A 13,938-nucleotide genomic window follows, 5' to 3' on the forward strand; every position below is an offset into this window, starting at 1 on the left:
TTTGTATAGTGAAAATTAGGACGAACAGGTGAGGGGTTAACCGCATGAACTTGGGCAAAAGACGATTTTCGATACTTGGCAAATTAATCTTGACCTTTTTAATCGTAATCTCACCCATGTATGTGATTGGAACCCGTATTAATGAATGGGGAGCACAGCTTGTCCGCAATGAAATTTCCAAATCACTGCAATCGCAGATCCAGTTCTATCGAACTTCGCTGGAAAATGAAATTGACCGGATGGGCCGCATCCAGCGTCAATATGTGAATGATGAGGACCTGGTATCTCTGAGTGTAACGCCTGAGAGCTTGACGGAATATCAGAAGTTGGTCACGGTCAAACGCTTTCAGCAGCGACTTGTACTCTTGAAGGAATCGAGTATTTATATAGCCAAGGCAAGTGTCTATATCCCGCCGATCAACAAAATCATTTCATCAGAAGAACTGGCAGGAACACTGCCCAGAGATCGGCTGGATGCGTTGAAACGGGATGCCACCTCTTTGCACAAAGGGCTTTTTTACCTCGATGACGATCGCTTATATATGAGAGAATATTATCCGAGCAATCAGTTGATAGATGGACGCGATCCGGTGTTCGTGCTGGAACTGGAGTTATCCATTCCGGCTATGCAAAAGTACCTCACACAAATTTCAAGTTATGAACTTGGCGGTGCTGCCATCGTGAAAGACGACTGGGACCTCGTCAATACGCAAAATAACGAAGCGTACGCGATCATTAGCAAAACGGTCCGCGAAAGCATGACAACCTGGCGTGATCATCCCTCTCAAGCGACTCCAGTTGAGAATCACATTGTCACGGTTGGCAAGCAGAGACTGCTGACTGTTGCTGCTTATTCGTCCTCATTAGACCTTACCGTATTGGCTTTTGTTCCAGAAAAGGCTGTCATGGGACCGCTTGAGCATTACCAAATCTATCTGTGGCTCATTTCCTTTATTGCATTAATTGTAATTGTTTTGTTCTCCTATTATGTATATCGGATTATCCATCGGCCGCTCAGCAGACTTGTTCGGGCTTTCCGCAAAGTGGAATCCGGTGATTTGCAAGTCGAGTTAACTTACAAAAGCAGCGATGAATTCAATTATTTATATGAACAATTTAATAATATGGTGGCGCATTTGAAAAAACTGATTTTTGAAATCTATGAACAAAAAATTCGCGCCCAACAATCCGAACTCAAGCAGCTGCAATCGCAGATCAACCCTCATTTCTTATACAATAGCTTTTATTTGTTGTATCGAATGACGAAAGCGCATGACTTTGATAATTCAACACGGTTTACGAAGTTTCTGGGTGATTATTTCCAGTATATGACGCGCAATGGCAGCGAAGAGGTGCCGTTGGAACGAGAGCTGAGTCATGTGCGTGCATTTGCCGAGATCCAAACAATCCGTTATATGAATCGGATCACGTTCACCATGGATCCGCTGCCGGAAGCGTGCAAGATGATCATCGTGCCTAGACTTATTTTGCAGCCAATAGTAGAAAATGCTTATCATCATGGCTTTGATCTGGATCATACGGATCGCCATCTTCGCGTCTATGCGACTCATAGTGAACTGGAAGACGGAATGTCTTTAGTCGCTATTCATGTGGAAGACAACGGACAAGGTATGACGGAGGAAGAGCTGCGGACTTACAAAGCCAAAATGCTCGATGAGGATGCTTCCGAAGAAATTACCGGAATGTTGAATGTGCACCGCAGATTGCGGCTGAGATTCGGCGATAAAGCGGGGGTTCACCTAGCATCCCGAGAGGGTGGGGGATTAATTGTCTCCGTGTGCATTCCGTTCTCCTATTCAGATAACACCATGATGAACCATGATTAAGAAGGACGTGATCCCATGTTGACGATGATGATTGTTGATGACGAGCCATTGGCCGTGCACTATTTGACAGAAACATTGCTGGAACTGGAGGAAATGGAGTTTGAAATTGTCAAAGCCCACTCAGGGAAGGAAGCGCTGGAGAAAATGGAAGCCGGCAAAGTGGATATCCTGCTGACGGATATCCGGATGCCAGGGATGAGCGGAATGGAGCTTGCCGACATAACGCGAAAAAGGTGGCCGCGATGCCGCATTATCTTCCTTACGGGCTATGACGATTTCTCCTATGCGCAGACGGCGATTCGCAAAGGCGGGATTGATTTTGTTCTCAAAACGGAGGGTGATGAAGCGATTATTCACGCTGTGGAGAAGGCGATTCAGGATATTGCGCTGGAAATTGACCGCGAAGAGATTCTGCAGCGGTCCAGAGATCAGCTGCGCACAGCTTTGCCGACGATCCGCAGAGACTATTTGCTGCAGTTGATTCATGGCGAGACAGAAGTGCTGCCCGTTCGGGTTCGCCGCTTCGAGGAGCTCTCGATCGGCTTGGATGCAAGCCGCTCTGTCTTGCTCGCAATTGGACGCATGGATGAGTGGGGATCATTCGCCGCTCCTGCGGATCAATCGCTGCTGTTCTATTCCGTTCATAATATTGCCGAGGAATATTTGAAAGGGTCGCTTGCGCTCATCGCGCTGCCGTATGATCGCAATCGGTTTATTTGGCTCGTGCAGCCAACCGCTCCTGCGGACAATCAGCCGCTGCAAGAACAAGCGCTCCGTTCGCTTGCTGGTGGGGCTGAACTCATTCAGGCCGCTTGCCGTCGGCTGCTCAAGGTGCCGGTCTCCTTGATGCTGGCCTCCAGCTTCTGCAGCTGGGAGTCTTTGATGCAGCGCATAGAGCAGCTCAAGCTGCAGTTGGCCTACGGTGTAGGGAAGGGGCATGAGATGCTGCTGACGGAGCAGCCGAATGCGAACAAGGAAGAGCTGCGGTCCAGTCGTGATTTCTATGACGAGCAGGATCTGCGCATTCAATTGCGGAAGCTGGAATTACTGGAAGCATATTTGGATAACGGGGAAAAGGAAGCTTGCGATCATCTGTTTACGGAACTCGAAGATGCGATTCGCCTGCTGGCGACCAGTTCCTCTGGAGAGGCACTCGGATATGAAGCGTTCTCGCATTTATCCGCTTTTTTGCTGACGTACATCAACAAACGGCACTTGATGCCGCAGCTAGGGGGTTCGTTTCGAATCGAAGAGCTAGTGAATCCTTTTCTGCATAACAATCCGCTCGCTGCTGTGCACTATTTGGCAGGAATCGGTCTATCTCTGGCGGACTACAACGGACTAAAAAAAGCGGAGCGCACAAGCGATATGATCGGCCAAATTCATCATTACGTCCATGCCTTCTTGCAAGAAGAACTGTCGTTGACACGCCTGGCAGAGCTTGTGTATCTCAGTCCCCCTTATTTGTCGAGGATGTACAAACAGACCACAGGTCAAGGGCTGCTCGATTATATTACCGAGGTGCGCATTCAACGGGCGAAGACACTGTTAATGACAAGCGAGCATAAAATTCATGAGATTGCCGCACTCGTCGGATTGGAATCTGCCCCCTATTTTACAAGGCTGTTCAAGAAGATAACGGGCATCACTCCACAGGTGTACCGGGATACCATATTAACTGGTTAAAATAAGGCAAGACCCGCAATAATGTCCCGTATCGCAAGCCTGCCCGTTGATTTTATAATAAATATATGGAAGAGGTTGGAGCGATTCCAGCCTCTTTTTTCATCCGGTAAGGGGGAAAAGATGTGAACAGACTAAAATGGAAAGCGCAGATGCCCTTGCATTTGATGCTCATTCCCGGATTGGCAGCAATCCTTATTTTTCAGTATTATCCGATGGCTGGCATCGTTATTGCCTTCCAGAAATTCATGCCTACGCAAGGGTTGTTTCATTCCAAATGGATCGGTTTGGATAACTTCCGTTATCTATTGGAACTGCCCGATTTCTACCGCGTGCTGTGGAATACCATTTATATTGCGTTCATGAAAATTGTTGTTGGACTCGTAGTGCCCATTGTCATTGCGATCTTGCTCAACGAGGTGCGCAAAGAAGTTTTCAAAAGGCTGATTCAGACGTTGGTGTACCTGCCGCACTTTCTATCGTGGGTCATTCTGAGCGGGATCTTGCTCGATGTGCTTTCGCCCAAAGATGGGATCGTGAATGCCGCCCTGCGCGCACTCGGCTTGCCGTCGATCTTCTTCCTCGGGAGCAATCACTGGTTTCCCTTCACGCTTGTTGTGACCAACGAGTGGAAGGAGTTTGGTTTCAGCACGATTGTGTATTTGGCCGCTATCCTGGGCATTAACCCCGCGCTTTATGAAGCAGCGACCATGGATGGCGCGAACCGGTTTAAACAAATTCTCCATATTACGCTGCCGGGAATGGCGCCCATTATCGTGCTTCTGGCTACACTCAGTATCGGCAATGTGATGAATGCGGGCTTCGAACAAGTATTTAACCTGTATAGTCCAGTGGTCTATGAAAGCGGAGATATTATCGACACCTTCGTCTATCGGATCGGTATGGTCGATGCTCAGTATGGCGTTGCGACAGCTGTTGGTTTATTCAAATCGCTTGTTTCCTTAATTCTTATCTCCGTTTCGTATGTATTGGCTTATCGCTTTGCTAACTATCGCATTTTTTGAGCAGAAGGGGGAAGATCGTGATGAGCAAGAGTGCCTCATGGGCATTAAGAAGCTTTACTGTTGTGAACTATGTGTTTCTGATTGGTATATCTGTCCTCTGCGTGCTGCCATTAATTCATTTGCTAGCGATGTCATTAAGCTCAAATAATGCGGTAGCTACGGGGTCTGTTACGTTCTGGCCTGTGGAATTTACATGGAAGTCGTACCAATTTATTATCGAGAAACCGGAATTCATGACTTCTTTTTTCATTTCAGTCAAAAGAGTGTTCCTGGGCGTGGTTATCAATATGGTTTTGACCATTCTGGTGGCCTATCCCTTGTCCAAAGAAGCTGGGAAATTCAAAGGCAGAACGATTTATGTATGGATTTTCGTCTTTACGATGCTGTTTAGCGGAGGCATTATTCCGTTATACATGACTATGCGGTCACTTGGTATGCTGGACACGATTTGGGCTTTGGTCCTTACTCATGCTGTTCCAGTCTATAATGTGGTTATTTTATTAAATTTTTTCCGTGCTTTGCCCAAGGAACTAGAGGAGGCTGCTTTAATTGATGGAGCCGGTGCTTGGCGCACATTATGGAGCGTTTACCTGCCATTGTCAACGCCTTCCTTGGCGACTCTCACCTTATTTGCCACCGTATCGCATTGGAATGCATGGTTTGACGGTATTTTATTCATGAATACGCCGGTTAACTATCCGCTTCAGAGCTATTTGTACACGGTTGTTGTTGGACTGGACACGTTAATTAAAAGCAACACCGACTTGGAAGTACTCAGTTTGATTTCTGATCGAACGGCTCGCGCAGCGCAAATATTTTTGGGCGCTTTACCGATATTGGTCATCTACCCCTTCTTGCAGCGGTATTTCACGAAAGGGATTATTTTGGGCAGTGTGAAGGAATAAGCCAGAACGAATAAATCATTGGTGAATAAGGCATTAGGGAGAAAGCGAAAGGGAGTTAGACAAGATGGGCGAGTCCTTGCGAATAGGCAGTCAATTATTTATTAACAAAGATGATACAGAAGAAGCGGTGAGAGCATGGGTAAGAAGCATGCAGGAACACGGTCTGACGGTGATTCGGCTGTTTATGATTTGGGAACAGGTGGAACCGCGAGCAGGGGAATGGCAATTTGGGTCCTATGATGCTTGTTTGGATGAAGCTTCAATATGTGGGCTGAAGGTCGTTCCCACGCTGATGTCGGTCAGTCCTCCCGGTTGGATGAAATTGACCGATGGCCCGCAATCTGTCTCGGATTTGGATGATCCAGCCTACCAAACCAAAGCACGCGGCTATGTGGAGAAGATCGCTCAGCGTTATGGGAATCATCCTGCGCTTGACTCCTGGATTTTGTGGAACGAGCCTACCCGTTATATAACCAAGAGCAAATTTGCTATGGAGGCCTATGCAAGGTACATCCGGGAGAACTTCGATACGATCGAAGCCTATAATCAAATTTCGTATACACAATACGAAAGCTTCGAGGCGTTGGCAGCGGATGACGATGAGGGGAGTCAGCTGAATGCGCAGCCGTTTCAATCTTTTGCCGAACGGCTCAGTTGGTCGCGGTTTTCTGTGTACAACATGAATCAGCAGTTGGCTTGGATCCGGGATGTTATTCGGGAAAATGGCTCTAGCCACGAGGTCCACATTAATCCTCATAATCTTGGGGCTGAGATGCAAGGCGGGGGACAATCCATCTGGCAGCAGAGTGAGGTCGTTGATTTCCTTGGTTGTTCGGCGCATCCGATGTGGCATTCGCTGCGCTTTCCGGAGAAGAGGTGGGGGCAGTCGGTCGCTTTCTTCGCCGACTTGATGAAGAGCGCAACGCGCCACCCGGACGGAAAGTTCTGGGTCACAGAGCTTCAGGGCGGGCTGACCTTATACTCCGCTGGCCAGGCATACACACCATCCAAGGAGGTTATCCGCGAATGGATCTGGGAGGGCTTGGGCAGCGGGGCCAAAGCCGTTGTCTTCTGGTGTTTCAATGCCCGGAACTCGGGCTACGAAGCAGGGGAATGGGCGCTTCTGAACCCGTGGGGCGGTTCATCGCCAAGGCTCGAGGCCGTGAAGGAAGCGGCTGGCGTCATTGCGGAGCATCAGCCATTGTTCGATCTGAGCAGAAGCGAAGCAGCGCATGTCATGGTGCTATATTCGGAAGCCTCCTGGGCGCTCGGCGCTGTTGAAGGCACTGGTCATGACCCCGGCAATCCGCGCAATGTCAATATGTATGCGGATGCGCTGGCAGGCGCGTACCTCATGTTCTCCGACCTGTCTGCGGAAGTCATCTTTATCAATGAAGATCGGTTGGTACATGAGGGGATACCGGAGGCGATCCAGGTGTTTGTGCTGCCGAATACAATTGTGCTTGGATTGGCAGAAATAGAAGTGCTCAGGGCTTATGTAAGTCGTGGCGGTTTGTTAATCGCCGATGGATTGATCGGAATGAAAGACCGCAATGGCAAATTGGATCCGGCAACGATGCTTGAAGCATCCCAACTGCTCGGAGCTCAATTCAAGGATATTGTGACAGATGGAGAATCCTTTAGCATTACTGGACTTCATGGCAGCGAATGGCCGGGTTGGTTTTATCGGCTGCCGCTTGAACCGCTGGGTAGCGCTGAGGTCTGGGGGCGATTCACAGATGGAAGTGCGGCCATGGTCAAAGAGGAATGCGGATCAGGTGGCCAAGTTATTCGGATAGGCACCAACTTTTTCCAACACTATTTTGCTAAACCAGATGTCCGCTTGTTGTCCCTGCTTCAAGAGCACGCGGGTAAGCGCATCGATGGAACTGTCAGGCTGGCGAACAGCCATGCGGATTTGAGGATGAGAACATTAGAGCATCCCGAAGGCGTGATCTTAATTATTATGAATAAGGGACTTGAAACGACGGCCAACCTGTCGTTTGCCGTAGCAGGTCAACTCAAGAGTCTTACGAAGACGGGGGAAGCGTCGGTCTTGCGAGTGCAAGCAAGTGAGACGCTGCCGTGGCAGATTGCGCAGGAAGATGTGACAGTTCTCTTTTTTCAACAACAAGGTCCAAGGAGATGAAGGAAATGCCTACCCATCCTACAAACAAGAAGCTCAAACGGGCTTCACTGGAAATGAGCCTGAAACCGTTCAAAAGTCTAGAACCATCGGCGATTGACGCTGTGATTGCAGAAGCTCTTCGCCAGTGGCAGCCGCTGCTCGATATGGCGGAAACCGCCTCGATGCTGCTCTGGGTTTCCGACGGCAGTGAAATTCTCACATGGAACGATGATTTGGAACAGCCATTCGAGTGGGCGCGGTATATTGGCTTCGCAAATGAAGAAATGTTCAGTCATGTGTCTGATTCAAATGATCCCCATATTGCCAAGCGCTATACGGAGTCGCCAGTTTCCTTCACATACGGGGATCTCAAGCGGGTAATTGCCTCAATTAAGCGGATTGCTAAGCAGCAGTATGGCTTGCAGATGGAGGTTGGAGCCACCTTCGATGCCGGACCGGAATTTGCCTACTCGGATTTCAAATATAAGGACCATCCAGAAATTAATCGCGCAGAGCTCGGCGGAACTTATGTAAATCTGAAATCACACTACACCGTTGTGTGCAGTTGGTCGAAGTTGAAATCCGATGCTGTCAGCTATGCCGCCTATCCGAATGGCATTCCGGAAGATTTGCCGTTCGGCGAGTTTCTTGGCAAGCAATGCCACCATTATTTGCCGGCGCTTGGCTTTGATTACATCTGGTTTTCCAATGGCTTTGCGATTTCGTATTTCCCATGGACATATTTGGGTGCTAATTATGACGGGACCAACCTGGGCATTGCTGATTATGAAGAAATTTCGTCCAAGATGCTTTCGTTTTGGGACATCTTCAAGCGGGAATGTCCTGGCGTCCACACAGAAATCAGAGGCACTAATTATGGAACAGGGATGGATATCGCCAAAGATTACATTCCCATGCTGGATCTTTATGATAGAGAGTATCTCGACTATCCGGCGCCGAATTCGCCATGGGGAGCGCTTAACTATGATTTCGGACTGGAAATAACGGGGCATTTATCCAAAATAGCGGAGATTCCCAAGGATACGTATTTCTACCGTTTCTATGCCAACGACCCTTGGTTCTGGCAAAATCCTTGGTGGGATTACTATGATCGTGAGCCGCACGACATTTATTGTCCACTCGCAGCAGCAAGGGTGAATGCGAATGGCGATGTTGAGCCGCCTGGTGTCGTTCAAATTCTCACGATTGACACGGAATATGGCGAACTGGATGGCGAAGCTGCGGCGGAAATCCTTCAACATATTCAGAAAGCGTTCAAGGATGCGCCTGATCAACCAGGACTTGTCACATGGCTGTATCCGTTCCGTGAGATTCATGAAACGGCGAAGGCAGACAATCAGGCAACTGGACGCGTATTTTTCCATGACTGGCTGATTCGCAATGCGATTAATGAAGGCTTGCCCCTGAATACAGTCCTAGGGACGGATACTTTCCGTATGATGAGTGAGGAAGCTAAAGCCAAGATGAAAGGCACCGTGCTGCTTGTATCGACATTGGGGTTGAGCGCAGAGCGACTTTCTGAGATTGAAGAACTCGTTCAAGAGGGCGCTCATGTCTTATTTTATGGCGATGTCCGCGAACCTGCCTTGCTGGAACTGCTGCAACTTACAAGAGATGAGGAACTGGAAGGGGATTTCCAACTCCATATCTCTTTGAAGCAAGATGAAGTGGACAATAACGAGCCAGCGCATCTGCTCAGGCATCGTGCCGAAATTGGTGATGGAGGCCTTGCGCTCACCTTGCGCGCAGGTTCGAATGCGCAGGTTCACGCATCTGCCACTCAACAGGGGAGGGAACGTGTGTTTGCTATATCGAGAGCAGTAAACAAAGGGCGAATGGGCTGGATGCGCGGTTCCTTGCCGTTTGAACCTGCCGGTGTTACTCACTTGCCAGTGCGCCAACCAGATGAATGCTATGATTCCTCTGTCCTTCTGCGATACATGCTCCAAGTGTTTGGATACGCGATAACACAAAAGAAACAAAATCAGTCCTCGCAAGCAGCGCTCTTCTTCGTGTCGCGTCACGAGAACGCGTTCTGGTTCACTGGCTGTAAACAAGATACGACAGTGCAATTGCATTTAGGAATGCCGGAAGGGGTACCTTTATTTCCTGGGCAATCGGTTCAGTTGGGGGGAGCGACAGGGCTGTATGCTTTGGATCGAACTTTCCATGAGGAGTGCCGCATCTTCGTCTTGCAAAAAGACCGAACGAAAGTTCTGTGCCGAGAGAATCAAGCCTTTCCAACATGGAAAAGGCAATCCAATCGTAATCTGTCGGTTTGGCATTTAAGCAACGCAGATGTAACTGTTTTTCCTCCGGTAGAGGCTTTACAGAACGGGCTTGTGGAAGTACGATTGAATGACAAAGAGTATTTGGATTTATCTGGATCCGTACACCAAGACCGCTTATTGCTGAAGGGGATTACAGGTAAAATTGATATACTCTGGTAATCATTGATTTAGTAGGAGTGTGTCAGAGTGGGGATTAGCAGACAGATTGGAGAAACATTTGTATTCGCTGGAACGGAAGAGCAAATTATGCGGTATTGGCCACTTTCCGGAGGGGGCCGTATTCACCTTAGAAGTCAACCGGAAGATTCGTATCCTGATTCCATCACATTTACGGAGGGAATCGACTATACGGTTGACTATGAGAAGGGAACCCTTACCCGGATAGCGAGTGGGCGATTGCCTGATTGGCAGCAGCATCCGCTTTACGGTTTGCCAAAGTTTGACCATCGTGAATTTGCCAACGTGTCTAACCGTTTGTTTACCGTTTATGCAGACTACGATTACGAAGCTCCTAACGAGGGAGCAGTCGCTTCGGGCGGCATGTCAGCCCTATGGAGGGAGAAGCTGCAAAATAAAAAGGCTATCTCCTATGTTGTGTTGGGTGACAGCATCTCGGCGGGCGCAGAGATCCTGAATCCGCACCATACTTTCGCTGAACGTTTCAGAGAGCATCTGCGGGAGCAATTCCCTCATGCGGAAGTAACTTTGACGAATAAAGCCATTAGTGGTGAAGCCAGTCCAAGCGGCTTGCAGCGTCTGCAAGCGGATGTGATCGCAGCTAGCCCTGATTTGGTGACAATCGGTTATGGCATGAATGACCAGAATGTGAGCGAATCCGGCGGAAATGGTGTGCCTCTTCAGGCGTATGAACAGAATGTAGCTGCAATGATTGAACGTATTCAAGCGCAGACAGACGCTGTTATTATTTTAATTACACCTTGTCTGCCTAACGTTAAGTGGCATTTTGCCAGTGAGAATGTGACTGACTATGCGGATGCCCTGCGCCGATTAGCCCAAACTTACAAGGTAGGGCTTGCTGATGTTCAGCAACTGTGGCACCAAGAGCTGGCGGCAGGCAAATCACAAGCAAGCCTGCTCATCAATCACATCAACCACCCCAATGAGTACGGACATGCTTTGTACGCGAAGGCGTTGTCGAGCTTGGTATAGGTTTAGCGAAAAAGAGAGCTTTCCTCGAGGTGAAAAATGGCCTCTTGGGGAAGGCTCTTTCTTTTTTTACCCATGAAATTTGCGAAATCGTCAATCGGCCATGTTGAAATCAGCATGGTTTTTCGGTTTTTGCTCATATCGCACGGCGGCCTCATCCCGTAGTCTTAGGAAAGAGATGCATCTCACATTTCCTACTACACATTTGGAGGGTCATTTGAATGAAGAAAATGCTAGCTTCTACAGTAGCTGTCATGATGATGGGATCAACGCTGATCGCGTGTTCCTCACAGGCAGATACGAAACCAACAACAGATACACAAGCGCCTGCTGCGACGACAGCAACAACGTATCCGATGAAAACAGATAAAACGCTGACCTACTGGGGAGAAATGAACGGAAATCTAACCGGTGTGAAAACCGCGCATAGCGAGGTGCCTTTCTTCCAAGATTGGCAGAAGAAAACGGGCGTGCCGGTGAAATTCACAGCGCCGCCGACAGGTCAAGTGAAGGAAGCCCTTAACGTGATGCTGGCTTCCGGGGATTTGCCGGATATGATCGAATATAACTTCCTGAATGATTTCCCGGGAGGACCTGAGAAAGCCATTAAGGATGGCTACATTCTTAAACTGAATGATTTATTTGATAAATATGCGCCGAATTTGAAAAAGTATTTGAAAGAACACCCAGAGGTCGACAAATTGATCAAAACCGATAATGGCAGTTATTACGCCTTCCCTTTTATTCGAGGCGACGACTATCTGCAGGTTTTCCAGGGACCTATTATCCGCAAGGATTGGTTGGATGAGCTGGGGCTGCCGGTTCCAGAGACGATTGATGAGTGGACAGCAGCTTTAAGAGCGTTCAAAGAGAAGAAAGGCGCAGCAGCTCCGCTTTCTTTTGTAAGCAAGCCGCGTTTCTTCAATGAATCGTATAACGGCGCGTTCTTGGGAGCTTTCGGAGTCAACCGCAATTTCTATCTGGAAGATGGCGCGATTAAATTCGGCCCAGCGGAAAGCGGGTATAAAGAGTATTTGAACTTATTCCACCAATGGTATCAAGAAGGTCTGTTGGATAAAAATATTGCCACAGCGGACAACAAAGCACTCGATGGCGGATTTGCCTCAGGAGCCACGGGGGCTAGCATCGGGAATGCCGGTGGCGGTATCGGCAAATGGCAGCCGCTAGTTCAGGGCAAAGATCCCAAAGCGCAATTGGTCGCGGCACCTTACCCGGTTGTGAAGAAGGGCGATACGCCTAAATTCGGCCAACGCGGTTCTGCCTTTGACTCCGGCGGTATGGTTGCGATCTCGACGAAGGCCAAAGATCCGGCGCTTACGGCCAAATTGCTTGACTATGGATATGGCGATGAGGGTCATATGTTCTTCAATTTTGGAACGGAAGGTGTAAGCTACAAGGATGAAAACGGCTATCCGAAGTATACGGATTTGCTGCTCAAAAACCCGGATAAATTAGCTCCGGCGCAAGCGATCTCCTTGTATACCCGCGGCAGCTACAACGGGCCATTCGTCCAAGACAAACGGTATGCAGAGCAGTTTTTCACCTTGGAAACGCAGCGCAGCGCAGTGAACATTTGGAAGAAAACAGATGCGGCCAAGTACAACCTGCCACCGGTTACCCCAACACCGGAGGAAAGTACGGAGTACGCCAAAATTATGAGTGATATCAATACATTGGTGGACGAAATGACGCTCAAGATCATTCTGGGGAATGAGAAAGTCGTTCAGTTCGATTCGTATTTAGCCAAAATGAAATCGTTAAAATTAGACCGCGCGATTGAAATTCAAAAAGCAGCGTACGACCGTTTTAACAAACGTTAAAAATTGAATACGAGGGAGGGCCGATCTGCCCTCTCTATCCGTTTGAATAGAGGTGACGACGAACATGGCGAAGGCTGAGCCGATACAGCAAATGCAAACACGCAAACCGAAGGCAGGCACGAATAAATATGTGCGCGATTTGATGCTTAATAAGTATTTATATATCATGATGATTCCCGTTCTCGCCTATTATGTTATTTTCCACTACGCGCCAATGTACGGCGCACTGATTGCTTTCAAAGAATATTCGCCCATGAAAGGGATTTTGGGCAGTGAATGGGTCGGTTTCGCTCATTTCAAAGATTTTTTTGGCAGCTATTATTTCTGGCGAATCCTGAAAAATACGATTGTAATCAGTCTGTACTCCCTCATTTTCGAATTTCCTGCGCCAATCATTTTGGCATTGCTCATAAATGAAGTTCGCAGCAAGATGTTCAAGCGTGTAGCGCAAACGATCACATATATGCCGTACTTTATTTCACTTGTCGTCATTTGTGGAATTATCACAGACTTCACGAATGCAGACGGCGTGATTAACAGGCTGTTCATGCTGATGGGCTACGATGGACAAGCGATGCTGCAGAAGCCGCAGTTGTTCCGTTCCATCTACATTTTGTCTGAAATTTGGCAAAGAATTGGCTGGGAGTCGATTATTTATATCGCGGCCTTAATGAGCATTGATCAGGAGCAGTATGAAGCAGCCAGAATGGATGGAGCTACGCGCTGGAAGCAAATTCTTCATATTACGCTGCCTGGCATCCTGCCGACGATTGCGATCATGTTTATTTTGCGAATGGGGAATTTGCTGAACGTAGGCTTTGAGAAAATCATTCTGCTCTACAATCCGGTTACCTACGATACAGCCGACGTTATTTCTTCCTTCGTATATCGCAAAGGGTTGCTGGAATTCGGGTGGAGCTACAGCTCCGCGGTAGGCTTGTTTAACTCCGTTATTAATCTCGTGCTGCTCATATCCGCGAATTATATTAGCCGCAAAGTCAATAAAAGCAGTTTATGGTGAGGTGAAAGT

The 13,938-nt window shown here is 48.3% G+C and carries 9 protein-coding genes; all 9 read left to right on the forward strand.

Translation table 11 applies throughout. The features are described 5' to 3' along the window. Positions 1–44: 44 nt before the first annotated feature. The 9 genes from LOZ80_RS07290 to LOZ80_RS07330 all read left to right on the forward strand — a co-directional run bounded on the left by LOZ80_RS07290 (position 45) and on the right by LOZ80_RS07330 (position 13,929). Positions 45–1,847 (forward strand): sensor histidine kinase, encoded by a 1,803-nt coding sequence (locus LOZ80_RS07290; protein ID WP_238170806.1) that lies wholly within the window; start codon positions 45–47, stop codon positions 1,845–1,847. A 15-nt stretch (positions 1,848–1,862) separates the two neighbouring features. After that, on the forward strand, positions 1,863–3,533 hold the full coding sequence (locus LOZ80_RS07295) for a response regulator (RefSeq protein ID WP_238170807.1): 1,671 nt from the start codon (positions 1,863–1,865) through the stop codon (positions 3,531–3,533). A 149-nt stretch (positions 3,534–3,682) separates the two neighbouring features. Continuing rightward, positions 3,683–4,555, forward strand: a complete 873-nt coding sequence (locus tag LOZ80_RS07300; protein WP_443147053.1) for an ABC transporter permease — start codon at positions 3,683–3,685, stop codon at positions 4,553–4,555. A 20-nt stretch (positions 4,556–4,575) separates the two neighbouring features. Then, positions 4,576–5,460, forward strand: a complete 885-nt coding sequence (locus tag LOZ80_RS07305; RefSeq protein ID WP_238170809.1) for a carbohydrate ABC transporter permease — start codon at positions 4,576–4,578, stop codon at positions 5,458–5,460. A 64-nt stretch (positions 5,461–5,524) separates the two neighbouring features. Next, a complete protein-coding gene (locus LOZ80_RS07310) occupies positions 5,525–7,609 on the forward strand; it encodes a beta-galactosidase (RefSeq protein ID WP_238170810.1) in 2,085 nt (694 codons plus the stop codon). A 5-nt stretch (positions 7,610–7,614) separates the two neighbouring features. Then, the gene (locus LOZ80_RS07315) at positions 7,615–10,059 is read left to right on the forward strand and encodes a hypothetical protein (RefSeq protein WP_238170811.1); all 2,445 of its coding nucleotides are present in this window, start codon (positions 7,615–7,617) and stop codon (positions 10,057–10,059) included. A 27-nt stretch (positions 10,060–10,086) separates the two neighbouring features. Further along, complete coding sequence (locus LOZ80_RS07320) at positions 10,087–11,070, forward strand: SGNH/GDSL hydrolase family protein (RefSeq protein ID WP_238170812.1); 984 nt, start codon at positions 10,087–10,089, stop codon at positions 11,068–11,070. 218 nt (positions 11,071–11,288) lie between these two features. Beyond that, a complete protein-coding gene (locus LOZ80_RS07325) occupies positions 11,289–12,908 on the forward strand; it encodes an extracellular solute-binding protein (protein WP_238170813.1) in 1,620 nt (539 codons plus the stop codon). Between the two features lie 91 nt (positions 12,909–12,999). Further along, positions 13,000–13,929, forward strand: coding sequence for an ABC transporter permease (locus LOZ80_RS07330; protein WP_238172920.1), 930 nt, complete (start codon positions 13,000–13,002; stop codon positions 13,927–13,929). Positions 13,930–13,938: the final 9 nt, after the last annotated feature.

The organism is Paenibacillus sp. HWE-109, from assembly GCF_022163125.1.
Lineage (GTDB): Bacteria > Bacillota > Bacilli > Paenibacillales > NBRC-103111 > Paenibacillus_E.

What these genes read in the sequence shown, in the direction of transcription:
- LOZ80_RS07290 (WP_238170806.1), top strand. Translation starts at nt 45, where the DNA reads ATGAACTTGGGCAAAAGACGATTTTCGATACTTGGCAAATTAATCTTG.
- LOZ80_RS07295 (WP_238170807.1), top strand. Translation starts at nt 1,863, where the DNA reads ATGTTGACGATGATGATTGTTGATGACGAGCCATTGGCCGTGCACTAT.
- LOZ80_RS07310 (WP_238170810.1), top strand. Translation starts at nt 5,525, where the DNA reads ATGGGCGAGTCCTTGCGAATAGGCAGTCAATTATTTATTAACAAAGAT.
- LOZ80_RS07300 (WP_443147053.1), top strand. Translation starts at nt 3,683, where the DNA reads ATGCCCTTGCATTTGATGCTCATTCCCGGATTGGCAGCAATCCTTATT.
- LOZ80_RS07315 (WP_238170811.1), top strand. Translation starts at nt 7,615, where the DNA reads ATGCCTACCCATCCTACAAACAAGAAGCTCAAACGGGCTTCACTGGAA.
- LOZ80_RS07325 (WP_238170813.1), top strand. Translation starts at nt 11,289, where the DNA reads ATGAAGAAAATGCTAGCTTCTACAGTAGCTGTCATGATGATGGGATCA.
- LOZ80_RS07330 (WP_238172920.1), top strand. Translation starts at nt 13,000, where the DNA reads ATGCAAACACGCAAACCGAAGGCAGGCACGAATAAATATGTGCGCGAT.
- LOZ80_RS07305 (WP_238170809.1), top strand. Translation starts at nt 4,576, where the DNA reads ATGAGCAAGAGTGCCTCATGGGCATTAAGAAGCTTTACTGTTGTGAAC.